This window comes from Achromobacter sp. NCFB-sbj8-Ac1-l (assembly GCF_052695805.1).
In genome coordinates this window covers 5,917,253-5,940,272 of the sequence record NZ_CP199812.1, presented here as the reverse complement: position 1 = coordinate 5,940,272, position 23,020 = coordinate 5,917,253, and the positions used below count along the sequence as shown (strand labels likewise).

Annotated in this window: 20 protein-coding genes and 1 tRNA gene; 17 read left to right on the top strand and 4 right to left on the bottom strand. The window is 64.2% G+C overall.

The genetic code is table 11. The annotated features are described in order from the left end of the window. The first annotated feature begins 29 nt into the window (after nucleotides 1-29). The 5 genes from ACUDP5_RS27250 (at nucleotide 30) to ACUDP5_RS27230 (ending at nucleotide 6,692) form a co-directional block, all read left to right on the top strand. Complete coding sequence (locus ACUDP5_RS27250; RefSeq protein WP_445657721.1) at nucleotides 30-1,349, top strand: MFS transporter; 1,320 nt, start codon at nucleotides 30-32, stop codon at nucleotides 1,347-1,349. Between the two features lie 8 nt (nucleotides 1,350-1,357). Further along, nucleotides 1,358-2,455 carry a M14 family metallopeptidase gene (locus ACUDP5_RS27245; RefSeq protein WP_445657720.1) on the top strand — a complete coding sequence of 366 codons (1,098 nt, stop codon included), beginning with the start codon at nucleotides 1,358-1,360 and terminating at the stop codon, nucleotides 2,453-2,455. Between the two features lie 231 nt (nucleotides 2,456-2,686). Beyond that, on the top strand, nucleotides 2,687-4,699 hold the full coding sequence (locus ACUDP5_RS27240; RefSeq protein ID WP_445659219.1) for a TonB-dependent receptor domain-containing protein: 2,013 nt from the start codon (nucleotides 2,687-2,689) through the stop codon (nucleotides 4,697-4,699). A gap of 120 nt (nucleotides 4,700-4,819) precedes the next feature. Continuing rightward, nucleotides 4,820-5,605, top strand: coding sequence for a 2-oxo-tetronate isomerase (otnI, locus tag ACUDP5_RS27235; protein ID WP_263915165.1), 786 nt, complete (start codon nucleotides 4,820-4,822; stop codon nucleotides 5,603-5,605). A gap of 106 nt (nucleotides 5,606-5,711) precedes the next feature. Continuing rightward, complete coding sequence (locus tag ACUDP5_RS27230) at nucleotides 5,712-6,692, top strand: Bug family tripartite tricarboxylate transporter substrate binding protein (protein ID WP_263915166.1); 981 nt, start codon at nucleotides 5,712-5,714, stop codon at nucleotides 6,690-6,692. A gap of 44 nt (nucleotides 6,693-6,736) precedes the next feature. Here ACUDP5_RS27230 and ACUDP5_RS27225 read toward each other — a convergent pair whose 3' ends face one another. Continuing rightward, a complete protein-coding gene (locus ACUDP5_RS27225; RefSeq protein ID WP_445657719.1) occupies nucleotides 6,737-7,636 on the bottom strand; it encodes an EamA family transporter in 900 nt (299 codons plus the stop codon). A gap of 34 nt (nucleotides 7,637-7,670) precedes the next feature. Beyond that, a complete protein-coding gene (locus ACUDP5_RS27220; RefSeq protein WP_263915168.1) occupies nucleotides 7,671-8,315 on the bottom strand; it encodes a LysE family translocator in 645 nt (214 codons plus the stop codon). Between the two features lie 193 nt (nucleotides 8,316-8,508). Here ACUDP5_RS27220 and ACUDP5_RS27215 point away from each other — a divergent pair, with 193 nt between their 5' ends. Beyond that, nucleotides 8,509-8,982, top strand: a complete 474-nt coding sequence (locus ACUDP5_RS27215) for an Lrp/AsnC family transcriptional regulator (protein ID WP_263915169.1) — start codon at nucleotides 8,509-8,511, stop codon at nucleotides 8,980-8,982. A gap of 87 nt (nucleotides 8,983-9,069) precedes the next feature. On the opposite strand, the gene ACUDP5_RS27210 is transcribed toward ACUDP5_RS27215, so the two are convergent. Continuing rightward, nucleotides 9,070-9,975: a LysR family transcriptional regulator gene (locus ACUDP5_RS27210; RefSeq protein WP_263915170.1), complete on the bottom strand. Its 906-nt coding sequence runs from the start codon at nucleotides 9,973-9,975 to the stop codon at nucleotides 9,070-9,072. 145 nt (nucleotides 9,976-10,120) lie between these two features. Between ACUDP5_RS27210 and ACUDP5_RS27205 the strand changes: the two genes are divergently transcribed. From ACUDP5_RS27205 to wsfD, 11 genes are all read left to right on the top strand, one after another. Then, nucleotides 10,121-11,257 carry an iron-containing alcohol dehydrogenase gene (locus ACUDP5_RS27205; protein WP_263915171.1) on the top strand — a complete coding sequence of 379 codons (1,137 nt, stop codon included), beginning with the start codon at nucleotides 10,121-10,123 and terminating at the stop codon, nucleotides 11,255-11,257. A gap of 53 nt (nucleotides 11,258-11,310) precedes the next feature. After that, on the top strand, nucleotides 11,311-12,636 hold the full coding sequence (locus ACUDP5_RS27200; protein ID WP_445657718.1) for an MFS transporter: 1,326 nt from the start codon (nucleotides 11,311-11,313) through the stop codon (nucleotides 12,634-12,636). A 65-nt stretch (nucleotides 12,637-12,701) separates the two neighbouring features. Next, the gene (locus ACUDP5_RS27195) at nucleotides 12,702-14,147 is read left to right on the top strand and encodes an aldehyde dehydrogenase family protein (protein WP_445659218.1); all 1,446 of its coding nucleotides are present in this window, start codon (nucleotides 12,702-12,704) and stop codon (nucleotides 14,145-14,147) included. Between the two features lie 167 nt (nucleotides 14,148-14,314). Beyond that, nucleotides 14,315-14,923 carry a LysE family translocator gene (locus ACUDP5_RS27190; protein WP_445659217.1) on the top strand — a complete coding sequence of 203 codons (609 nt, stop codon included), beginning with the start codon at nucleotides 14,315-14,317 and terminating at the stop codon, nucleotides 14,921-14,923. A gap of 204 nt (nucleotides 14,924-15,127) precedes the next feature. Continuing rightward, entirely contained in the window at nucleotides 15,128-16,207 is a 1,080-nt protein-coding gene (gene rfbG / locus ACUDP5_RS27185) for a CDP-glucose 4,6-dehydratase (protein ID WP_445657717.1), read from the top strand. After that, the gene (locus tag ACUDP5_RS27180; RefSeq protein WP_445657716.1) at nucleotides 16,204-17,043 is read left to right on the top strand and encodes an NAD-dependent epimerase/dehydratase family protein; all 840 of its coding nucleotides are present in this window, start codon (nucleotides 16,204-16,206) and stop codon (nucleotides 17,041-17,043) included. Before rfbG ends, ACUDP5_RS27180 begins: the two co-directional genes overlap by 4 nt. Then, on the top strand, nucleotides 17,040-18,005 hold the full coding sequence (locus ACUDP5_RS27175; RefSeq protein ID WP_445657715.1) for a glycosyltransferase family 2 protein: 966 nt from the start codon (nucleotides 17,040-17,042) through the stop codon (nucleotides 18,003-18,005). The genes ACUDP5_RS27180 and ACUDP5_RS27175 overlap by 4 nt, the downstream gene beginning before the upstream one ends. A gap of 11 nt (nucleotides 18,006-18,016) precedes the next feature. Next, complete coding sequence (gene rfbF, locus ACUDP5_RS27170; RefSeq protein ID WP_445657714.1) at nucleotides 18,017-18,796, top strand: glucose-1-phosphate cytidylyltransferase; 780 nt, start codon at nucleotides 18,017-18,019, stop codon at nucleotides 18,794-18,796. Continuing rightward, entirely contained in the window at nucleotides 18,793-19,806 is a 1,014-nt protein-coding gene (locus ACUDP5_RS27165) for a lysylphosphatidylglycerol synthase transmembrane domain-containing protein (RefSeq protein ID WP_445657713.1), read from the top strand. The genes rfbF and ACUDP5_RS27165 overlap by 4 nt, the downstream gene beginning before the upstream one ends. A gap of 27 nt (nucleotides 19,807-19,833) precedes the next feature. Beyond that, complete coding sequence (locus ACUDP5_RS27160; protein ID WP_445657712.1) at nucleotides 19,834-21,144, top strand: NAD(P)/FAD-dependent oxidoreductase; 1,311 nt, start codon at nucleotides 19,834-19,836, stop codon at nucleotides 21,142-21,144. A gap of 25 nt (nucleotides 21,145-21,169) precedes the next feature. Beyond that, the gene (gene wsfD, locus ACUDP5_RS27155; protein ID WP_445657711.1) at nucleotides 21,170-22,630 is read left to right on the top strand and encodes a glycan biosynthesis hexose transferase WsfD; all 1,461 of its coding nucleotides are present in this window, start codon (nucleotides 21,170-21,172) and stop codon (nucleotides 22,628-22,630) included. A 111-nt stretch (nucleotides 22,631-22,741) separates the two neighbouring features. On the opposite strand, the gene ACUDP5_RS27150 is transcribed toward wsfD, so the two are convergent. Beyond that, nucleotides 22,742-22,817, bottom strand: a tRNA-Phe gene (locus ACUDP5_RS27150). Between the last annotated feature and the right edge of the window lie 203 nt (nucleotides 22,818-23,020).

Here is a 23,020-nt window from a genome sequence, read left to right as displayed (position 1 = left end):
GGCCAAGGATCGGACATCAAGGGGAAAACATGTCTATCGCCATCGCAGCCGGCGCCCGTGCGCCCAGCCTGCACACGCCGTCCATGCGCCGGCGCGTCATTGCCGGCACCACCATCGGCAATGCACTCGAGTTCTTCGACTTCACCGTCTTCACCTTCCTGATGCTGGTGATCGGGCCGCTGTTCTTTCCAGCGGCCTCCAGCTACGGCCAGTTGCTGTTGACCACGGCCACGTTCGGCGTGGGCTTCCTGATGCGCCCGGTGGGCGGCATGCTGATCGGTTCCTACGCCGATCGTCATGGTCGCCGCGCCGCCATGACGCTGACCCTGTGGCTGATGGGGCTGGGTTGTGCGCTGATCGCCGCCGCCCCGACGTATGCGCAGATGGGCCTGGCGGGTCCGGTCATGATGGTGCTGGCGCGGCTGATCCAGGGTTTCGCCGCGGGCGGCGAGGTGGGCGCGTCGACCACGCTGCTGGTCGAGCACGCGCCGGCCTCGCGGCGCGGCTTCTATTCCAGCTGGCAGTTCGGCAGCCAGTCGCTGGGCGTGGCGCTGGGCGCGCTGGTGGTGGGCGGGTTGACGGCCGCGCTGACGGCCGAGCAGATGCAGGCCTGGGGCTGGCGCCTGCCGTTCGTGATCGGCATCCTGACCGTGCCGGTGGGCGCTTACATTCGCCGCAACCTGGAAGAGACGCTGACCCCCCAGGACGAGCCGGACCGGCCCCGTGCCACCGCCCATCAGCCGCTGCGCCGTATCTTCGCCGAACACAAGGCTGAAGTGGCCAAGGGCATCCTGCTGATGATCGGCGGCATGGTGTGCGCGCAGATCATCGGCTTCTACATGCCGGCCTATGCCCACCGCGAGCTGGGCCTGCCCGCCACGTCCACGCTGTCGGCCAGCGTGGTGGTGGGGGCTGTGGGCTTTTTCTGCGCACCGCTGGTCGGCATGCTGGCCGACCGCGTCGGGCGCAAGCGGGTTATCTTCTGGTCGAGGGTGGTGACGGTGGCGGTCTTGCTGCCATGCTTTCAATGGCTGGTGGCCGAACCCGGCAGCGCGCGGCTGATGACGGTGGTGGCGCTGTTGTCGGTGCTGCTGGCATTGCAGTCCGCGCCAGGCATCACCATGCTGCCCGAGCTGTTTCCGAAATCCGTGCGCACCACCGGCATGTCGGTCGTGTACGGACTGGGTATCTCCGTGTTCGGCGGCTTTGCCCAGTTCTTCGTGACCTGGCTGCTGCACGTGACCGGCAACCCCATGGCCCCCGCCTGGTACCTGATGGTGGCGGTGGCGATTTCCACGGTGGTGCTGTTCTGGATACGCGACCGCACCGGTGACGACATCGACAACTAGGAGACGTGATGCAATCCGCAACCCCTTATTTTTCCCGCAGCTACGCCCAGGCACGCGAACGCTTCACGGCCGCCGCCCGGCCGCTGGCGGCGCACTTCACGTCCTACGCCATCGACCCCAAGGGCTCCGAGGGCGAGGCCCTGGCGACCGACGTGGCGCTGATCGGCGACCCGGACGCGCAGCGGCTGCTGATCATGACATCCGCCACGCACGGGGTGGAAGGTTTTTGCGGCTCGGGCTGCCAGCTCGCGCTGCTGGATGACGCCGACATGCTGGCGCGGGCCCGCCAGGCCGGCGTGGCGCTGCTGCTGGTGCACGCGGTAAATCCGCATGGCTTTTCCTGGATTGCCCGCACCGACGAGGGCAACGTCGACCTGAACCGCAATGCGCAGCCGTTCGGTGCGCAAGCCCTGCCCGCCAATCCCGGCTACGCGCAGATCCATGACTTGCTGCTTCCCGAGCAATGGCCGCCCACGCCAGCCAACCGCGCGCAGATCGCCGCCTATGTCGCTCAACACGGCATGCCCGCTCTCAAGCAGGCGGTGACCCGGGGGCAATATACGCACCCCGACGGCCTGTTCTATGGCGGCGATCGTCCCGCCGCGTCGCTGCTGAACCTGCGACGCATCCTGACCGAGCATGCTGCCCGCTATGCCCAGATCGGCTGGATCGACGTGCATACCGGCCTGGGGCCGCGCGGACATGGCGAAAAGATCTACGCAGGGCGTCGTGACGAAGCCGAAGTCGCGCGCGCCCGCCGCTGGTGGGGGGCCGACATCGCGGTTCCTTACCTGGGCACGTCCGCGTCGGTGGACATCACCGGCCATCTGGCGGGCCTGATCTACAACGCCTGCCCGGCCTCGGTGCCGACGCTGATGGCGCTGGAATTCGGCACGCTGCCGTCCGAAGACGTGGTGGATGCGCTGCGCGGACGCAACTGGCTGCGCGCGCATCCCGATGCGGATGCCGCACGGCGCGATGCGATTCTGCGGGCCACGCTGGACGCCTTTTACTGCGACGCGCCGGACTGGCATGGCGCCGTGCTGGGGCAAAGCCGCGTGGCGGTGCTGCAAGCGTTGTCCGGGCTGGAAGGCACGGGTGCCTGAAGGCATGACGGCCTGACGTCGCATCGGCCGATCCTCCGCGGATCGGCTTGATTTACTTTCAGAATGTTATATCATCCTTCAGCTATTTGTAATGATATAACATCTAAGAGAGTGACGATGAAAAGCAAAACGCTGGGGATGGCGCGAGCAGACGGCAAGCGAGGAGGCGGCAAGGCCACGGGGCGACGAGCCGGCCGCAAAAGCGCGCTCAAACCCCTGATGTGTTCGCTGATGCTGGCCGCGCCGATGGCGCAGGCCGAAACCGAAGCGGACCCCACCCGCACCAAGACCCTGGCGCCCATCACGGTGTCGGCCAATCCGCTGGGGCTGGACTTGAACAGCACCACCTTGCCGGCTTCCGTGCTGGAAGGCGACGCGTTGATCGAGCGCCGTGCCGGCACCCTGGGCGAATCGCTCAAGAGCCTGCCGGGCGTCAACAGCGACACCTTTGGCGGCGGCGCCAGCCGTCCTGTGATTCGCGGCCAGACGGCGCCGCGCGTGAAGGTGCTGTCCGATGGGTCCGAAGTAATGGATGCCTCCGGCATTTCGCCGGACCATGCGGTGACCGTCGAACCGCTGCTGGCCGAGCGCATCGAGGTGCTGCGCGGCCCGGCCACCTTGCTGTATGGGGGCGGTGCGATTGGCGGCGTGGTCAATGTGGTGGACAAGAAAATCCCCACGGCCGTGCCGGAAAAGGGCGTGGAAATGGAAGGCGAACTGCGCGGCGCCACCGGCACCAAAGAACGCGCGGGTGCCATCGGCATCACCGCCGGCGAAGGCCAGTTCGCGGTGCGGGTGGAAGGCATGAAGCGCCGCACCAGCGACTACGACGTGCCGGACTGGCCTGGCGGCAAGCTGGCCGGCTCGTACAGCGAATCCACCCAGGGCTCGGTTGGCCTGTCCTGGATCACGCCGCGCGGCTACGTCGGCCTGGCGTTCACGCACCTGGAAAGCAAGTACGGCCTGCCTGGCCACAACCACGAATACGAAGGCTGCCACCCGCACGGCACGCATCTGCACTGCGGCGGGCATGATCATGATCACGGCGACGAAGAAGCGGGCCACGACCATGACCATGAGCATGGCGGCGTGCCCTACGTGAAGCTGCGCAGCGACCGCCTGGACCTGCGCGCCGAATACCAGGACCCCTTTGCCGGTTTCGAGAAAATCCGCTTGCGTGGCGGCCTGACCGATTACCAGCATGAGGAAATCGAAGGCGGCCAGGTCGGCACGCGCTTCAAGAACAAGGGCTATGACCTGCGCGTGGAGTTGCAGCACAAGCCCATCGCAGGCTGGCGCGGCGTGATCGGCCTGCAGAATGCCTACAGCGACTTTCGCGCCGACGGTGAAGAAGCCTTCCTGCCGCGCAGCCGCACGCGTTCGAACGGCCTGTTCGTGCTCGAGGAATACCAGCTGAGTGACTGGCGCTTCGAGGTCGGCGCCCGCCAGGACTGGCAGCGGATTTCCCCGTCGGGCGGCGCCTCGCGCAGCAGCCTGTCGGGCACCTCGCTGTCGGCCGCCGCCATCTGGGACTTCGCGCCGCAGTACTCGGTGGCCCTGTCCCTGTCGCGCTCGCAGCGCCTGCCGACCGCGCAGGAACTGTATGCGGATGGCGTGCACCTGGCCACCAACACCTACGAACTGGGCAATGCCGGCCTGGGCCGGGAAACGTCGCACAACATCGACCTGACCCTGCGCAAGCATGCGGGCGACACGACGTTCTCGGCCAGCGTGTTCCACAACCGCGTCAAGAACTACATCTACGCCGACACGCTGGACCGCTACGAGGATTTCCGCCTGATCGAATACACCCAGCGCGATGCGGAATTCACCGGCGTCGAAGGCGAGGTCCGGCACCAGTTCACGCCGGTGTTCTCGGCCGCGGTGTTCGGCGACTACGTGCGCGGCAAGCTGACGGGCGGTGACGGCAACCTGCCGCGCATTCCGGCGGCGCGCGCCGGGGTGCGTGGCAATGTGAAGTGGCAGCAGTGGTCGGGCGGCATCGAGTACGCACGCGTGTTCTCGCAGAAGGACATCGCGTCGTACGAGAACAGCACGCCGGGCTACAACCTGGTCAACGCCGTGGTCGCCTACCGCGGGCGCTACGCCGCGACGGGCTACGAGGTCTACCTGCGTGGCACCAACCTGTTGAACAAGCTGGCCTACAACCACGCATCGTTCATCTCGTCGGTGGCGCCGCTGCCGGGCCGCAGCGTGATGCTGGGCGTGCGCCTGACGTACTGAGTTCGGGCCGAGCCCTGCGCTGCCGGTTCGGGCGCGCAGGGCGGACAGGCGCGCGGCAGGGGCCGCCGGGGCGGGCAGGTGTGCTAATTTCCAGGCATGCCGCCCGTCACGGAAACCGCCATGCTGAAATTCGCCGCCAACCTGTCGATGATGTACACGGAACACGCCTTCCTGGACCGCTATGCGGCCGCCGCCGCGGATGGCTACGCGGGCGTGGAATGCATGTTCCCCTACGAGGCGCCCGCCGCGTTCGTGCGCGAGCGCATGGACGCCGCCGGCGTGTCGCAAGTGCTGTTCAACGCCCCGCCCGGCGTGGCCTCGCGCGGTGAACGCGGCCTGGCTGCGTTGCCGGGCCGGCAAGACGAATTCCGCGCCGGCATCGAACAAGCGCTGGGCTATGCCACCGCACTGGCCTGCGCCCAGGTCCATGTCATGGCGGGCCTGGCGCCCGAGGGCGCCGAGCGCGGCGCCTTGCTGGATTGCTACCGCGAGAACCTGGACTGGGCTGCCCGCCAGGCACGCTCGGTCGGTGTGACCCTGCTGATCGAACCCATCAACACCCGCGATATTCCCGGCTATTTCCTGAACCGGCAGGACGAGGCGCATCAGGTCGTGCAGGCCGTCAATGCGCCCAACCTGAAAGTGCAGATGGACCTCTACCACTGCCAGATCGTCGAAGGCGACGTCACCGCCAAGCTGCGCCAATACCTGCCCACCGGGCGGGTGGGCCACGTGCAGATCGCCGGCGTGCCGCTGCGCCAGGAGCCGGACCGCGGCGAACTGGACTACGGCTGGATCTTCTCGGTGCTGCGCGAGCTGGAATACAACGGCTGGATCGGCTGCGAATACCGCCCCGCTGCCGGTACGTCCGCCGGGCTGCGCTGGCTGGCCGCGGCGCGCGCCTGAATTGACCCGATGCCCCCGTGTAATGGTCTTTCCGGATGTCAGGCGCTTGCTGCGTCGAAATATAATTAATGTGTTAACTAAATAAAGAACATCAGGAGACAACCCCATGTCCAGACGAGGCTTCATCCGCCGCACGCTGGGAATCGCGGCCGCCTTGGCGCTGGCCACGGGCGCCGGCCCCGCGGCCGCGGAATACCCTGACCATCCCATCCGCTGGCTGGTGCCCTTCAGCGCCGGCGGCGGCAGCGACCTGGCCACCCGCATCGTGGCGCGCCACGTCAGCCAGACGCTGGGCCAGCCCGTGGTGGTGGAAAACCGCCCCGGCGCCGCCACCATCGTGGCGGCCCAGGAAACGGCCCGTGCCGCGCCCGACGGCTACACGCTGATGACCGCGGGCATGAGCACGCTGGCGCTGAACCCCTGGTTGTACAAGCAGTTGCCGTACGACCCCTGGAAAGATCTCAAGCCCGTCTCGACGCTGGTGGCGCTACCCATCGTGCTGGTGGCCTCGCCCGCGTCCGACCTGGACAACCTGCCCGAGGTGATGGCGTACCTGAAAGGCGGCAAGCAGGCCAGCTACGCGTCATTGGGCGTGGGCAGCCCGCACCACCTGGCGATGGAATTGTTCCTGTCCCTGTTCGGCGGGCAGGCCACCGCCATTCCGTACAAGGGCACGCCGCCGGCCTTGCAGGACGTGGCGTCGGGCGTCGTGCCGCTGATGATGGCCGACCTGGCTGCGGCGCGGCCGCTGATCCAGGCAGGCAAGCTGCGCGCCATTGCGGTGCCGGCGATTCAGCGGTCGGAGCAGTTGCCGGACGTGCCGACCTTCGGCGAAGCCGGCGGTCCGCCGCTGGAGGCCACCGCCTGGCAAGGCGTGGTGGCGCCGCCGCGCACGCCCAAGGCGGTGGTGGACAAGCTCAGCCAGGCCATCGTGGCGGCGTTGCAGTCACCGGACGTGATCAAGCAGTTGAAGCTGCAAGGCATGGAGCCCATGGGCAGCACGCCCGACGCGTTCTTCGACTATGCCCACCGCGAATACACCAATTGGGGCGCGGTGATCCGGCAGAAGCATATTTCGGTGGATTGACGCGGGTCGGGCCCGGGCGATTGCCCGGGCCGCCCGCTGTGGATTCAGCCCGCGGCGGCAGCGCGGTTCTGGCGGCGGGCAGTGGCCGCGCAGCCGGCCGAGGCGATGATGATGCCGCAGATCGCCAGCCATTGCGTGCTGGACAGGTGTTCGTTCAGCACGATCACGCCGGCCAGCGCGCCCATCGCGGGTTCCATGCTGAGCAGCACGCCGAACGTCTTTTGCGGCAGGCGCCGCAGCGCCACCATTTCCAGCGAATAGGGCAGGGCGCTCGACAGGATGCCGACGCCGATGCCGGCCAGGATCAGCTTGGGGTCCAGCAGCGCCATGCCGGCATGCGCCGCGCCCACCGGCAACGCCACCATGGTGGCAGCCAGCAAGCCCAGCGACGTCGCCTGGCCGCCGTGCACATTGCCCGCCATCTTGCCGAAGATGATGTACAGCGCCCAGCAGACGGCGGCGGCCAGCGCGAAGCCGATGCCGGCCGGGTCCAGGTCGTGCACGGATTGGCCGGTGGGAATCAGCAGCACCAGCCCGGCCAGCGCGCAGGCAATCCAGACGAAGTCGATGGCGCGGCGCGACAGCACGACGGCCAGCGTCAGCGGCCCGGTGAATTCGATGGCGATGGCCACGCCCAGCGGCAGGGTCCGCAGCGCCAGGTAGAACAGCAGGTTCATGCATGCCAGCGTCACGCCGTACAGGGCGATCTTGGCGGCATTGACGCGCGTCAGCGGAAACCGCCAGGGGCGCCAGAACGCCAGCAGGATGATGGAGCCGATGACGATGCGGTACGCGGTGGTGCCTTGCGCGCCCACCTCGGGAAACAGCGACTTGGCGAACGAGGTGCCCACGCACAGCGACGCCATCGCAGCGATCAGCGACAGCGTCGGCATCAGGGTGGAAGCGGACGCGTTGTGTCCGGGGGTGATCGTGGCGGCGGTCATGGTGCTGCGTCAGGAAAGGGGCGGAAGATCGACATCAGGGATTCAACGTCACGGCGGTGGAGTGGAGCACATACAGTGCCAGGCCCAGCATGATGGCGCCCAGCAGGCCCTGCTGCATGCGCAGGAACCACGGGTTGCGTCCCACCCAGCCGCGGATGCGCGACGCACCGTAGGCAAAGCAACTGCCATACGGCAGGCTCAGCGCCTTCATCGTCACGCCCAGGACCAGCATCTGGATCCAGACGGGTCCGTTGTCCGGCGTGGTGAACTGCGGCAGGAAGGCGATCATGAAGAGCAGTACCTTCGGGTTCAGCAGATTGGTCATGAAGCCTTGCCAGAACGCATCGCGGGCGTCGCCAGGGCGCGCGGTGAGCGACACGTCGGCGTCGCGGGCGCAGCGCAGCATGGCCTTGATGCCCAGGTAGCCCAGGTACAGCCCGCCCGCCGCCTTGATGGCCAGGAACAGCGTGGGAAACGCTTGCAGCACCGAGGCCAGCCCCAGCACCACGGCCGGCACCTGGATGAACCCGGCGGCTACATTGCCCAGCACGCTGTGGAAGGCGGGCCGGAAGCCCTGGGTCATGCCTCGCGACAGCGTCAGTGCCATGTCCGGCCCCGGGGTGAGTTTGAGCGCCGCGTCGGCGGCCAGGAAAAGCAGGAAAAGCTGGAGTGACGGCATGGGAATCGGGCTGCGCCTGGCCGCGAGGTCGACCAGAGGGTTCCCAGTGTAAGCAAGCCGGCTGATTATTTCCTGCAGCCGGCGGGTCGGAAATGAAGTTTCCCGTCAAATTTGGGGGCAGGTCAGGGAGGCGCCCGATTAGAATCCTTCCACAGGCCCGCCCCGCCTGGACTGCCGCCGTTCGAGACCCCTCATGGAACTAGACGATTTCGACCTTCAGATCCTGCAGAGCCTGCAGGAAGACAACCAGCGCACCAGCCAGGAAGTGGCCGAACGCGTGAACCTGTCGCCGGTATCGTGCCTGCGCCGCATGAAGCGGCTGCGTGAATCGGGCGCGGTGCTGGGCGATGTGTCGGTGGTGGATCCGGCCGCGGTGGGGCGGGGCATCATGATGGTGGTGCTGGTGTCCCTGGAAAGCGAGCGCGCGGACAAGCTCGACCACTTCAAGCGGGCCATGCAGAACGCCCCCGAGATCATGCAGTGCCTGTCGGTGACCGGCGAAGTCGATTTCGTGGTCAACGTCACCGTGCGCGACATGGCCGAATACGACGCCTTCGCCCAGCGCCACTTCTGGGGCAATCCCAACGTGAAGCGGTTTTCCACGCTGGTGGTGATGAACCGGGTGAAGTACGGCCTGACGGTGCCGGTGGGGCAGTCGGACGCGTAACGGGTCGTCCGGCGGCGCGCGTTGTCCCCGCAGCCTGACGCCGGCGCTCAAAGAGCGCAGCCGTCCATGTCGACAGGCTGCGGACGTTCACGCCGCTTCGCGGGCCCCCAGTTCCTGCGCCAGCGCTTCCATGGCCGGGGTGCGGGGCGCGCCCTTGCGAAACACCAGCTCATAAGGTTCGCTGCGCGAGCGCAAGGGTAGCGGCAGCACGCCCACCATGCCGTGGCTGGCGCAATAGTTGGCTACGTCCACCGACACCAGGGCCACGAACGTGGCGTTGCGGTGCAGGAGCGACAACGTGGCCAGCACCGATGTGGTTTCGACCAGGTGCAGCGGAAACGGCAGGCCGGCCTCGTGGAATTCGCGTTCCAGCAGGCGCCGCATGGGCATGTTGGCGCGATACACCACCCAGCGGCTGTCGGCCAGGTCGGCCAGCGACAGCGGCGCCGCGCCCAGTAACGGGTGCGCCACGTTGGCGATCACGGCCAGCGACTCTTCTTTCACATGGAGCGACTGATAGAGCTGCGGCGTGCCGCTGACGGTGGTGCGGCACAAGGCGGCATCCAGGCGGCCGCTGTCGATCATGGCCAGCAGGGTTTCGCTGGTGTCTTCCACCACTTCCACCGACATGTCCGGCTGCGCGGCCAGCAGCGCCGACACCGCGTCCATCAGCAGCGGCACGGCGCCCATGATGCTGCCCACCAGCAGGCGTCCGCCGACGCCGCGGGCGATGGCATTCAGTTCAAACCGCAGGTGTTCCAGGTCGGCCTGGATGAGGCGGGCGCAACGCGCCGCGCTGCGTCCGGCCGCGGTCGGCATCAGTCCGCGATTGGTGCGGGTGAACAGTTCCGCGCCGAACGTGGTCTCCAGTTCCTTCAACGCCTTGCTGGCGCCGGGCTGCGTCAGGCCGACTTTTTCGGCCGCGCCCAGGAGGGACCCTTGTTCTTCCAGCGCGACCAGCAGGCGCAGTTGCTTGGCGTGCAGCCGGGACATGACGGAGTTCAGCGTGGGGACCATTTGACTTGATTAAAAGTTATAGCGCTATGGAATATTGTCAGTATCTCGTGTTCTTTGCGCTACGTAAAATTTTCCTCGTTGCCTTGGTATGAGGCGTTGTTATGAACCACGAGGGGAAAGCATGTCGCTCATCGCTTATGTCACGCAGATCCAGTTCGGGCCGGGCGTGTTGTCCACGTTGCGGGAAGAATGCGCCCGGGTGGGTATCCGCCGGCCGTTGATCGTGACCGACCGCGGCGTGCGCGCCAGCGGCATCGTCGACAAGGTGCTGGCCGCACTGGGCCAGCCGGATGCGCCGGTGTACGACGGCACGCCATCCAACCCCAACGAGGCGGCGGTGCGTGACAGCGTGGCCGCCTTCGCGGCGGGCGATTGCGACGGCATCATCGCCGTGGGGGGCGGCTCCCCCATCGACCTGGCCAAGGGCACGGCGGTCTGTGCGCGCCATCCGGGGCCGCTGCGCAGCTTCGCGCTGATCGAGGGCGGCCTGCAGAACATCACTGCGGCGACCGCGCCGGTGATCGCCGTGCCGACCACCGCCGGCACCGGCAGCGAAGTCGGCCGGGGCGCGATCCTGATCCTGGACGACGGCCGCAAAGTCGGCATCCTGTCGCCTTATGTCGTACCGCGCGCCGCGATCTGCGACCCGGAACTGACGTTCGGCCTGCCCGCCGGGTTGACCGCTGCGACCGGCATGGACGCCATCGCGCACTGCATCGAAACCTTTTTGTCGCCGGCCTTCAATCCGCCGGCCGAGGGCATCGCGCTGGACGGTCTGCGCCGGGCCTGGCGCCATATCGAGACCGCCACCCGCGAACCCGGCAATGTCGAGGCGCGCATCAACATGATGAGTGCATCGCTGCAAGGCGCGCTGGCCTTTCAGAAAGGGTTGGGCTGCGTGCATAGCCTGAGCCACTCGCTGGGCGGCATCAACCCGCGGTTGCACCACGGCACGCTGAACGCGATCTTCCTGCCGGCCGTGCTGCGCTTGAACCGCACAGCCGCCAGCGTGATCGCCGACGACAAGATGGCGCGCCTGGCGCAGGCCATGGACCTGGCCGGCGGGGACGCGCTGGAACAGGCGCTCCAGGACAAGTCGCGCGCGCTGGGCTTGCCCCAGGGACTGGCCGCGCTGGGCGTGACCGAAGACCTGTTCCCCCGCATCGTGGCCGGCGCGCTGGCTGACCACAGCCACCGCACCAATCCGCGCGACGCCAGCGCCGACGACTACCTGCGCATGCTGGCCGAATCGATGTAGCGCCAGGCCCGCGCCGCGGGCCCATAAAAAAACAGAATTCAATTGGAGGAGACATGAGCAATCTCGACGCAGTCGCGGGCTATCTGCCCAAGGAACGGCAGATCACCGGCCAGGACCGACGCCGCGCGCTGTTCGGCAGCGCAGTGGGCAGCACCATCGAGTGGTACGACTATTTTCTGTACGGCACGATGTCGTCCATCGTGTTCGCCAAGCTGTTCTTTCCCACCACCGATGCGCTGACCAGCCAGCTGCTGGCGCTGGCTTCGTTTGCGCTGGCCTTCCTGGTGCGGCCGCTGGGCGGCATCATCTTTTCGCACATCGGCGACCGCATCGGCCGCAAGAAGACGCTGGCCGTCACGCTGTCGATGATGGGTCTGTCGACGGTGTTCATGGGCCTCTTGCCTACTTACGACCAGATCGGCGTCTGGGCGCCGGTGCTGCTGACGGTGCTGCGCCTGATGCAGGGCCTGGCGCTGGGCGGCGAGTGGGGCGGCGGCGTGCTGCTGGCGGTGGAGTATTCGCCGCGAGAGAAGCGCGGCCTGTACGGCGCCGTGCCGCAGACGGGCGCGGTGCTGGGCCTGGCGCTGGGCAACATCATCACGTCGGCGCTGGCGTCGTCGATGCCGCAGGAGGCCTTCCTGGCCTATGGGTGGCGCATTCCGTTCGTGGCCTCGATCGTGCTGGTCGTGCTGGGCATGTGGCTGCGCAACCGCGTCGATGAAACCCCCTCGTTCAAGAAGATCCTGGCTACGCACGCCGCAGCCAAGGTGCCGCTGGCGCAGACGCTGCGCTATCACTGGCGCGAAGTGCTGATCGCGGTGGGCGCCAAGGTCATCGAAACGTCCACGTTCTTCCTGTATGCCACCTTCTCGGTCGCCTACATGATCGGCCTGGGCTATCCGCAGGCGCAGGTGCTCAACATCGTGCTGGTCTGTGCCTTGCTGGCATTTCCGGTGATGCTGTTCTTTGGCCGGCTGTCCGACCGCATCGGACGGCGCAAGGTGTTCATGTTCGGCACGGTCGCGTTCATTGTCTGGGTCATGCCGTACTTCTGGCTGCTGAACCAGCACTCCGTTGCTGCCGCCATCCTGGCCATCGGCGTGGGCTTCACGCTGATCTGGTCGTCGTACGGCGCCATGATCGGCACGCTGCTGGCCGAGGCCTTTCCCGCCGCGGTGCGCTACACCGGCATGTCGCTGGGTTACCAGATCGGCGCCGCGCTGGTGGGCGGGCCGATGCCGCTGATCGCCACCGCGCTGGTGGCGCATTACGGCGGCAGCTATGTGCCGGTGGGCGTGTTCCTGATCGGCTGCGGCGTGGTGTCTTTGATCGCCGTCGGTCTGACACGCGACCGCAGTGGGCAGGAACTGGACGACTGAGCCGCTTTTTCCGATACCTGAACGTCGGGGCGCCGCGATCGGCGCCCCTTTCCTGGAGCCTGATGATGAACCGCTACCCCAATTACATCGCCGGCGAGTGGACCGCCGCCGACGAATACGCCGTGAACCGCAACCCGTCCGACCTGGACGATGTCATCGGTGAGTATGCCCGGGCCTCCGAGGTCCAGGCCGCGCTGGCCATCGATGCGGCCGACGCGGCCTTTTCGGCCTGGTCGCGCACGACCGGCCAGCAGCGCCACGACCTCCTCAAGCGCATCGGCGACCAGATCCTGGCGCGCAAGGAAGAACTGGGTCGCCTGCTGGCGCGTGAAGAAGGCAAGACCCTGCCCGAGGCTATTGGAGAGGCCGGCCGCGCGGGCCAGATATTCCTGTTCTTTGCCGGCGAAGCGCTGCGCCTGGCTGGCGAGAAGCTGCCGCAGACGCGTCCCGGTGTGGACGTCGACGTCACGCGCGAACCACTGGGGCCGATCGGCATCATCGCGCCATGGAATTTTCCGCTGGCCATTCCCGCCTGGAAAATCGCGCCCGCCCTGGCGTACGGCAACACCGTGGTCTTCAAGCCCGCCGACTTGGTGCCCGGATCGGCGTATGCGCTGGCCGAGATCATTGTCCAGGCCGGCGTTCCGGCCGGCGTGTTCAACCTGGTCATGGGGCCCGGTTCGCGCATCGGCCAGGCGCTGATCGACAGCCCCAAGCTGCGCGCCATCTCCTTCACCGGCTCGGTCGACACCGGCCGCAAGGTGGCCGCCGGCTGCGTGGGCGGCCCGCATATGAAGAAGTTCCAGCTGGAAATGGGCGGCAAGAACCCGCTGGTGGTGCTGGATGACGCCGACCTGGCCACTGCCGCCGAATGCGCCGTCAATGGCGCTTTCTTTTCGACCGGCCAGCGCTGCACCGCGTCGTCGCGTCTGATCGTCACCGACGGCATCCATGATGCGTTCGTTGCCGCGGTCAAGGCACGCCTGGCGCAGCTCAAGGTCGATCATGCGCTCAAGGCCGGCACCGACATCGGCCCGGTGGTGGACGAGCGCCAGCTGGCGCAAGACCTGGAGTACATCGCCATCGGCGGCCGCGAAGGGGCCGAGCTGGTCTGCGGCGGCGAGGTATTGACGCGTGACACCCGGGGCCACTACCTCAGTCCGGCGCTGTTCACCGGCGTGACGGCGGGCATGCGGATTGCGCGCGAGGAGATCTTCGGACCCGTCGCCACCGTGACGCGCGTGCGTGACTACGACGAGGCGCTGGCGCTCAGCAACGACACGCCTTTCGGCCTGTCTGCGGGCATCTGCAGCACCAGCCTCAAGCACGTGACGCATTTCAAGCGCCACGCCGAAGCCGGCATGGTCATGGTGAACCTGGCGACAGCGGGGGTGGACCATCACGCGCCTTTCGGCGGCCGCAAGGATTCGTCGTATGGGGCACGAGAGCAAGGTCGGTACGCGGCGGAGTTCTACACCACCGTGAAGACGGCTTATACGTACGGGGGGTAGGGGCGGGCTGCGGATGGGCGGGAAGGGCGTCAGCGGCGGGTGCTTTGGCAGGCGCAAGAAGGTAGCGCACGGGCAGCACGCAATTGGGTCGGCGTGGATCGGCAGATTGCCCGCCCGCCGGGGCAGCGTTAGACTGGCCGCTTCCCGTGATTCTCGTATCTCGCGCCATGGCCTTGCATAGCTGGCTCATCTATCTGGTTGCCGTCACCGGCCTGTCCGTCACGCCCGGCCCCAACACCCTGCTTGCGCTGACCCATGGCGCCCTGCATGGCCATCGCAAGGCCCTGTGCACCATTGCCGGCGGCGCGGTCGGCTTCATCCTGCTCATCGCCTTGTCGATGCTTGGTATCAGCGCGCTGCTCAAGGCCTGGGGGCCGGCGCTCACGGTGCTGAAGTGGGCCGGCGGCGCCTACCTGATCTGGCTGGGCATCCAATTGTGGCGCGCGCCGGCGGTGCAACTGCGCCCGGCGCCCGACATGCCGCGCCTGCGCGGCACGCGCATGTTCAGCCAGGGTTTCCTGTCGGCCATCTCGAATCCCAAGGCCTTGCTGTTCTACGGCGCCTTCCTGCCGCAGTTCATCGACCCGGCGCGCAGCCTGTTTGCGCAATTCGTGATCATGGCCGCGACCTTCGCGGTGATCGAATTCGTGGTCGAGTACGTGCTGGCCCGCCTGGCACACCGCGTGCGCCCGTGGCTTGAACGCTGCGGACGGCGGTTCAACAAGGTGTGCGGGGGATTGTTCGCAGCGATGGGCGTGGCGTTGCCGGGGTCTTGAGCATCCTCGGATCGGATCGGTGCTGTAAATAGCAATCGTCCGCAATAAGCGCAGGGTGATCATGGTCGGATTGGATCCAACGGGGGCTGTGGTTATATTTCGACCTATCGTTAACCATACTAGAATGTACGGTTTGCCCAAAAAAGCGTCATTTGGCGCGAATACGGCTAGCCTGGGAATCGGGCCGAAGATAGGACACGGAATATGGCTCAAGTGCGGCAATTCGAGAATTTGGTGGCTGGCCGAAAGATTTTCGTAACCGGTCATACAGGCTTTACCGGTGGCTGGGCATGCCTTTGGCTGAAAGCCATTGGTGCGCAAGTTGCAGGGTATTCACTGCCGCCGGACACTCAGCCCTCATTGTTCGACGCGATCGGCCTCGCGGCCGACATGCCCTCCACGTTCGGCGACATTTGCGACTATGACGGTCTGCACGCCGCGATCGACGCATTTCAGCCTGATCTGATTCTGCATCTGGCCGCCCAGCCTCTGGTGCGCAAGTCGTACCGGGAACCGGTCAGGACGTTTCTGGTGAACGCCCAGGGCACCGCGCATGTGCTTGAGGCCGCGCGCACCGTCAAATCGGTCAAGGGCGTGCTTTGCATCACGACCGACAAGGTCTACAAGAACAACGAGTGGCCGTGGCCCTATCGTGAAAACGATCCGCTGGGCGGCAAGGACCCCTACAGCGCCTCGAAGGCCTCCGCAGAAATGGTCATCCAGAGCTACGCGGCTTCCTACCCCTGGCAAGACGGTCAAGGGCCGGCCATCGCAACCGCCCGCGGCGGCAACATCATCGGCGGCGGAGACTGGTCCGAAGATCGCCTGATTCCGGATTTCGTCCGAGCCGTGGTGAATGATGGTTCCCTGGTCCTGCGCTATCCCGATGCGACGCGGCCGTGGCAGCACGTGCTGGCGTTGGTGCACGGCTACCTGGTCATCCTTGCGGGACTCGCATCCGAAGATCCGGGGCGGGTGGCCAAGGCCTGGAACCTGGGGCCGCACGACGCCCGGCAGTACTCGGTACGCGATGTTCTCGAACTGATGAGCCAAAACTGGAAACGGCCGCAGCTGGACTATATGGATAATCCGCTGCCCGAAGCGCAGGCGTTGGCCCTGGACAGCTCGTTGGCGCGCAATCAATTGGATTGGGTGCCGGCGTGGGATGCCGAGCAGGTGGTCCGCGAGACCGCTGCCTGGTACCGCGACTACTACGCCGACCCGGTGGCCGCCCGGGCCATCACCGTGGCGCAGATCAACGCCTGGCGTGCCGCGCTGCAATGATGCGCTATGTGATTGGAGCGCGAGGCCGTCTGGGCCATGCCATCGTGCGCGAATATGCCGGCCAGGACGTGCAGTCTTTGGATCGGGCTGTGTATCAGGCGTGGTCCCGGCCGGGGGTGGCGGGCGACGTCACCCGCTATTTCGAGGGGCTTGCAGGTGCGCAAGAGGCGACCATCTACGTCGCATCCGGGTTACTGGATCCGGCGTTGCCACAAGAGGAATTGCTGGGCGTCAATTATCACCTGCCCAGGAATGTGATTGACGGCGCGGCTGCGATCGGTGCCAGGGTGATCACTTTCGGCACGGTGATGGAGAGCCTGCTGCGCTCGAAAAATCCCTACATACAGAGCAAGACGGCATTGGCCACGTACGTTGCCGAGGCTGTGGACGCTGGCGCGCCGGCGGCGCATCTGCAGATCCACACGCTCTTTGGGGCAGGCATGCCCAGTCCCTTCATGTTCCTGGGGCAGATGCTTGCCGCGTTGCGGGAAGATCGACCGTTCAAGATGACATCGGGCCGCCAGTTGCGTGAATACCACCATCTGGATGACGAGGCCGGCGCGGTCCGCAAGATCGCGGAGTCTTCGGTGACGGGCGTGTTGAATGTGAGCCACGGCAAGCCCGTCAGTTTGCGCGCGGTGGCGGAAAGTGTGTTCGGCGCGTTCGGCAGGGACGATCTGCTTTGCGTGGGCGCCCTGGCCGAGCCGCCCGAGGAAAACTACCAGATGATCCTGCCGCCCACCGGATTGCTGGACCCTGGTGCTTTTCGGGAAACACTGCCGGCTATCGCCAAATATATGCAGGATTGCTATTCCGGCCGAGAGACCCAAGCATGAGTGAACAGAACAAGCCGTTGATTTCCATCTCGATTCCCGTCTTGAACGAAGCCGGTAATATCGACGCTCTTTATCGCCGGCTGTGCGCGCTGGCCGATGTCATGCGCGACCGCTGCGACCTGGAATTCGTGTTCTCGGATAATCATTCCGACGACGAATCCTGGGCTATGTTGACCGCGCTGGCCAAGACCGACCCGCGCGTGAGAGCAATCCGTTTTTCGAAGAATTTCGGCTTCCAGCGTTCCATCCTCGCGAACTACATGCATACGCGTGGCGATGCCGTCATGCAGATCGATGCTGACCTGCAGGATCCGCCGGAGATGCTCGAGGCCTTTTTCGAGCAATGGAAGCAGGGCTACCAGGTTGTCTACGGCATACGTAAGAAGCGGCCGGAAAGCGGGGTCCTGCAGGCGTTCCGGAAGTTCGGCTATTGGGTGATCGACCGGATCAGCGAGCATCCCATTCCCCGGGACGTTGGCGATTTCCGCTTGATCGACCGGAAGGTCATCCGGTCCCTATGCCAGATCAGGACGGCCAACCCGTATCTGCGCGGCATGATCGCCGGACTGGGATTCAATCAGATCGGCATTCCCTATGATCGCGATGCGCGGACAGTGGGGGAAAGCAAATTCAACGTATCCCGCCTGATCCGGCTTGGGCTGACGGCGGTGTTCAATCACTCCACGGTGCCGTTGCGGGCGGCGTCATTCCTGGGGGCGATCATCCTGGCGGCCAGCGTTGTGGGTGCGCTGTACTACGTGACGTTGAAGATTCTGCATCCCGAATTGCCGCCCGGTCTGGCAAGTATTCACATATTGGTCCTGTTTGGTATCGGCCTCAATTCATTTCTGCTGGGCATCATTGGGGAATATCTTCTGCGTATCTATCTGGTCATGCGTGCTGATCCCGTTGCGATTGTCGAGCAAAGTGTGAATATTGATTCTTCCGAGTTGAAACTCTGAATAGGAATGTTATGAAAGCAGTCATTCTTGCTGGCGGACTGGGCACTCGCATTGCCGAAGAGTCCGATACGAAGCCGAAGCCGATGATAGAGATCGGCGGCAAGCCGTTGCTCTGGCACATCATGAAGACCTATGCGCGCCATGGCGTGAAGGATTTCGTGATCTGCCTCGGCTACAAGGGCTACGTGATCAAGGAATTCTTCTTCAACTATTATCGTCATATGTCCAATATGACGATCAATCTCAAGACCGGTGATCACCAGATATTAGACAGCCAGGCGGAAGACTGGCAGATCACGCTTGTCGATACCGGTGCAGATACGATGACGGGCGGCCGCCTGAAGCGCGTTGCGCCTTATCTCGGCAACGAGACGTTCTGTCTGACGTATGGCGACGGGTTGTCGGATATTGATGTTTCCGCCGAGCTGGAATTCCACCGCAAGCACGGCAAGTTGGCCACGGTGGCGGCTGTGCAGCCGCCTGGACGTTTTGGTGTGCTCAATATTGACGCCCAGGACCAGGTCTTGAGTTTCGAGGAGAAGCCGAGCGACGAGATCGGCTGGATCAACGGTGGATTCTTCGTGCTGGAACCCGGAGTCATTCCGTACATCGCGGGAGACGAGATTTCCTGGGAACGTGCGCCGTTGTCGAACCTGGCCAAGGACGGCCAATTGTCAGCGTTTCATCACACGGGCTTCTGGCAGCCCTGCGATACGTTGCGCGACAAGCGCGAACTGGAAGCGTTGTGGGCAACCGGCAAAGCGCCGTGGCGTACGTGGGCCGAGGCATGACAGCAGCGTCGCGTCAGGGGGCGGCGCGATGGTTCAAGCACATGGCAGGCGCAGGCGTAACGGTTCTGTGCCTGGTCGTTTTCTTGCGGCAGGTGAACATTTCTGATGTGCTGGATGCGTTGGCGCATTTCCATTGGGCCTACCTGGCGCTAGGCATTGCGTCGCTGGCGGCCGGATATGCCCTGCGTATTGTCCGCTGGTCCATGATGTTGAGGGCGGCCGGCACCAATATCACCTTCAGTAACTGCTGTGCGCCATTCCTGGGGTCCATCGCCTTGAACAACGTCTTGCCGCTGCGGCTGGGCGACGTCGTGCGTGCGTTGGTTTTTCCCCGCTCGATGGGTATCACCAAGACCATCGCGACGAGCAGCCTGATCGTCGAGCGGCTGGTTGACCTCATGACCTTGCTCGCCAGCCTGGCGATCGGCCTGTTCGCCATCCGGGCGATCGCCATTCCGGAGGCGCTCAAGGCGTCGGCCGTGTCGCTGGCGATCGCGGGCGGGGTGGTCCTGGCGCTCGGGTTCTTCTTCAGCGGCGCCTTGGGACGGCTGCTTGACCGTATGGCCGACCGGGCCCGCGAACAGGGCACGGCCAAGCGCGCTGCCGTGTGCGGCATGCTGGCAGGCTTGTTGCATGGTTTCAATGTCATGTCGCGTCCGCGCCTGCTGCTGTCCATGTTGGCGGTATCGATGCTGGTCTGGGTGGGTGAGGCGGGACTGTTCTATTTCGTCCTGCTGGGCGCGGGCGTCGAGGGTTCGCCCGTGGTGGCATTGCTCGTCATGGCAGTCGCAACCCTGTCGACGCTGGTGCCATCCTCCCCCGGCTATGTCGGGCCGTTCCATCTCGCCGCCTTCACCGCGATCTCGCTGGTGGGCGGAACTGCCGCGCAAGCAGGCAGTTATGCAGTCATTGTGCACCTGGCGTTGTGGTTGCCCACGACGCTCGCAGGCGCTGTCGCCATTTGGGCAAGACCCGAGCTATTCCGAGCGGCCAAATCTCAGGCCGGTTGACGCTCAAGAGCAATAAGGTAGACATTCATGGAAAAATTCGACGTGGTCATCGTCGGGGGTGGTTTCACCGGCCTCACCGCTGCGTACGTACTGTCCAAGCAGGGCAAGCGCGTACACGTTCTGGAAGCCGACGACACGCCGGGCGGATTGGCGGGCACCTTCAATTTCAATGATGGGGTCAAGGTCGAGAAGTTCTACCATCATTGGTTCAACAACGACGTATACGTGCCCGAGCTGGTCAAGGAACTGGGCCTGGATGGCGACATCATGTTGTTGCCCACGCGGACGGGCATGTATTTCAACGGCCGCTTGTGGAAACTGTCGACGCCGCTGGATTTGCTGCGCTTCAAGGCGCTCTCGTTCATGGATCGCATTCGCCTGGGGCTACTGGTTTTCCAGGTACGGCGCATCAAGGACTGGAAGACGATCGAGCACCTGAGCATTCGCGAATGGCTCGAACCGCTGTGCGGCAAGACCGTCTACAAGATCGTCTGGGAACCCCTGATCAACTCCAAGTTCTCCGTTTTTGCCGAAGCCGTCAACGCGGTCTGGATGTGGAAGAAGCTGGTGCTGCGTGGCGGGACCCGCAATGACAAGGGGGGCGAAGAGCTGGCGTACTTCAAGGGAGGTTTTGGTCGTCTTGCGGAAGCGTTGGCCGAAGGCGTCAGGCAACATGGCGGGCAGGTCAGCTACGGACGCCGCGTCACGGGTATCGAGGCCGATGGCGCCGAGATCGTGCGCCTGGCGACGGATCGGGGGCCGGTCCAGGGCGACAAGTACCTGTTCACACCGTCGTTTCCCATCATTGCGGATATTTTCGACGGCTCGGCCGACCCGCAGTGGGTGTCGGCGCTGCGACGCGTGAAGTACCTGGGCAACATATGTCTGGTCCTGCGTCTGAATCAGAGCCTGTCCGAGACCTATTGGCTGAACGTGAATGATCCCGGTTTTCCGTTCGTCGGCGTCATCGAGCACACCAACTTCGATTCCCCGGACAACTATCGCGGTTCGCGCATCGCCTATCTATCGCGGTATCTGGCCACGGACGATCCCGTTTGGGCCTATTCGGATGAAGAATATTTCCAGTTCGCGATGGGCCATTTGAAGCGAATGTTCCCCAAGCTGGATCAGTCGTGGGTGCTGGACTACAAGGTATGGCGTTCCGAGTACGCGCAGCCGGTGACCGAACGCAACTACTCGTCGTATGTGCCGGGTCGTGAGACGCCCTATGCAAACGCGTACATTTCGACGATGGCGCAGATCTATCCGGAAGACCGGGGCACCAACTACGCGATCAGGGAAGGCCGCTGCATTGCGCAGACTCTATCGCAGGCGTAGCCAGTTCATAGGTTGAAAGGTATTTATGGCAGCGCAATTTTTTAAGGGACGATCGTTCCAGATTGCTGCGATCATCTTCACAGCATTTATGGTGCTGATCGTCAATCGTGAGTTCGGGGTCGCGGACAATGGGGATTTTGTTCGGTACATGGGCGACTACGCGTCCGCTCCGATCGACATGAAGGACCGGAGCCCTCCCGCTCTTAGTGAGGCTTGGTATGCGCGTTATTTCGACCAGCCATCGTTTTACTGGAGTCCGGAAGAGCCGGGATTCTCGCGGCCTTGGTTCACGTCGGCGACTGTTTTTTGGCGTTTTGGGGACGTGCTGGGTAAGTATCTGTTCAGCCCTTCGGTTGTCAATATCAAGTACATCGGTCTGCCTTTATTTCTGTTTCATTTCTTAATTGTACTTTTGCTGATCGGACGAGTTCGGCCAGTGACACCGGCACCGGCACTTGTCTTGGCAGGTACTTTTCTGATCTTGACGGACGCCCGTATCACGGCGTTTTACAATTCCTTCTACGCTGAGGTTGTGCCATTTTTGGCGTTGTTTCTTCTCTTTGTTTTTCTTTCATGCCGAACTTGGGCTGGCCAGGCAGTGCCGCGAAACTGGAGCGAACAAACCCTGTATGCATTGGTGCTGGCCATGCTGATGGCTGCCATCTTTGCCAAGCGCCAGTATCTCTATTTGATCGTTCCTGTTCTGATATTTGGGCACTTCTACGTGAAAACCGAGGTGCGCCTGAGCAGAGTGGCGCGTACTGTCTTGTTATTTTTTTTCGCGGTTCTGTTCGCCGGTGTTGTAGGTCTGGTGACAACGTCTCAACGAATCGATAACCCGAGCGAACTGCGGGCGTCGCGTGTCACCAGCTACCATGCGCTCTATTTCGGCATGCTGCCGCATTCAAAAAAACAAACGGAATTATTAGCAGAACTTGGCTTGCCAGCTGAGTCCAAGGCGCTCATCGGCCGCGACGCCTGGAATCAGGCAAGTTCAAAACTCATTGCAGACAATCCAAATCTTACGATCAAGACATTTCTGCGCGCGATAGTCATTGACCCTCGGGCCTTCCTGGGCTCGTTGTGGCAAAACGCGAAGGAGGTCGGAAATTTCGATGTCGACCTGGGCATGATTTATGGCGAGCGCAGACAGCCCCCACCGGTGCTCATCACTGCGTTTTCCACCGGTTTTACCAAGGTGGCAGGTGCTGGAATTCTGTTGCCGTCGCTTTTGCTCGCCTGCATCCTTGCCGTCTTTCCTGTTGGAGTTCCGTCGGAGCGCAGATTCGCATCGCGTACCCTCTCTCTTATCTTGCTCGTGATTATCGTGGGTGATGTCGGCATTTCGACGTTTGATGGACGTCAGGAGGCTAACAAGCACGTGATGCTGGCAAGCTTGGCGGCAGCCTTGATGTTGGTGCACGCTTTGTCTTCTCTGGTTGGGCATTGGTGGCGTCCCGCGTCAGCGAGAGCCACGGTGGCTTAACAAGGTCGAGCTCGTAGCCAAGGGGCGGCCGTGGCCCGCCCCAAGGTAAGGCACGCCGCAGCCCAATGTGAAAAGCCCCAGTGCTCTTGCGAGCGCTGGGGCTTTGTATTCTGGTGGCCTGGGGCGGAATCGAACCACCGACACAAGGATTTTCAATCCTCTGCTCTACCGACTGAGCTACCAGGCCAACGAAGTCCGCAACTATACACAATTTTTTGGACTTGTGCCAGTCGGCGCGAAAAAACTTCAAATATTTTTCGCATCGGTCGTGAGGGGCGGCGATTGGGCGGCGCAGGTGGACCGCGGAGGGTTGCGGGATCGGCGCCGGATGGCGACTGAACGCCCGCCCGACTGTTGGGCGAAAGGCACGCTTGGGTGCGACCCAGGGTC

What these genes read in the sequence shown, in the direction of transcription:
- ACUDP5_RS27250 (WP_445657721.1), top strand. Translation starts at nt 30, where the DNA reads ATGTCTATCGCCATCGCAGCCGGCGCCCGTGCGCCCAGCCTGCACACG.
- ACUDP5_RS27245 (WP_445657720.1), top strand. Translation starts at nt 1,358, where the DNA reads ATGCAATCCGCAACCCCTTATTTTTCCCGCAGCTACGCCCAGGCACGC.
- ACUDP5_RS27240 (WP_445659219.1), top strand. Translation starts at nt 2,687, where the DNA reads ATGCTGGCCGCGCCGATGGCGCAGGCCGAAACCGAAGCGGACCCCACC.
- otnI (WP_263915165.1), top strand. Translation starts at nt 4,820, where the DNA reads ATGCTGAAATTCGCCGCCAACCTGTCGATGATGTACACGGAACACGCC.
- ACUDP5_RS27230 (WP_263915166.1), top strand. Translation starts at nt 5,712, where the DNA reads ATGTCCAGACGAGGCTTCATCCGCCGCACGCTGGGAATCGCGGCCGCC.
- ACUDP5_RS27225 (WP_445657719.1), bottom strand. Translation starts at nt 7,636, where the DNA reads ATGACCGCCGCCACGATCACCCCCGGACACAACGCGTCCGCTTCCACC.
- ACUDP5_RS27220 (WP_263915168.1), bottom strand. Translation starts at nt 8,315, where the DNA reads ATGCCGTCACTCCAGCTTTTCCTGCTTTTCCTGGCCGCCGACGCGGCG.
- ACUDP5_RS27215 (WP_263915169.1), top strand. Translation starts at nt 8,509, where the DNA reads ATGGAACTAGACGATTTCGACCTTCAGATCCTGCAGAGCCTGCAGGAA.
- ACUDP5_RS27210 (WP_263915170.1), bottom strand. Translation starts at nt 9,975, where the DNA reads ATGTCCCGGCTGCACGCCAAGCAACTGCGCCTGCTGGTCGCGCTGGAA.
- ACUDP5_RS27205 (WP_263915171.1), top strand. Translation starts at nt 10,121, where the DNA reads ATGTCGCTCATCGCTTATGTCACGCAGATCCAGTTCGGGCCGGGCGTG.
- ACUDP5_RS27200 (WP_445657718.1), top strand. Translation starts at nt 11,311, where the DNA reads ATGAGCAATCTCGACGCAGTCGCGGGCTATCTGCCCAAGGAACGGCAG.
- ACUDP5_RS27195 (WP_445659218.1), top strand. Translation starts at nt 12,702, where the DNA reads ATGAACCGCTACCCCAATTACATCGCCGGCGAGTGGACCGCCGCCGAC.
- ACUDP5_RS27190 (WP_445659217.1), top strand. Translation starts at nt 14,315, where the DNA reads ATGGCCTTGCATAGCTGGCTCATCTATCTGGTTGCCGTCACCGGCCTG.
- rfbG (WP_445657717.1), top strand. Translation starts at nt 15,128, where the DNA reads ATGGCTCAAGTGCGGCAATTCGAGAATTTGGTGGCTGGCCGAAAGATT.
- ACUDP5_RS27180 (WP_445657716.1), top strand. Translation starts at nt 16,204, where the DNA reads ATGATGCGCTATGTGATTGGAGCGCGAGGCCGTCTGGGCCATGCCATC.
- ACUDP5_RS27175 (WP_445657715.1), top strand. Translation starts at nt 17,040, where the DNA reads ATGAGTGAACAGAACAAGCCGTTGATTTCCATCTCGATTCCCGTCTTG.
- rfbF (WP_445657714.1), top strand. Translation starts at nt 18,017, where the DNA reads ATGAAAGCAGTCATTCTTGCTGGCGGACTGGGCACTCGCATTGCCGAA.
- ACUDP5_RS27165 (WP_445657713.1), top strand. Translation starts at nt 18,793, where the DNA reads ATGACAGCAGCGTCGCGTCAGGGGGCGGCGCGATGGTTCAAGCACATG.
- ACUDP5_RS27160 (WP_445657712.1), top strand. Translation starts at nt 19,834, where the DNA reads ATGGAAAAATTCGACGTGGTCATCGTCGGGGGTGGTTTCACCGGCCTC.
- wsfD (WP_445657711.1), top strand. Translation starts at nt 21,170, where the DNA reads ATGGCAGCGCAATTTTTTAAGGGACGATCGTTCCAGATTGCTGCGATC.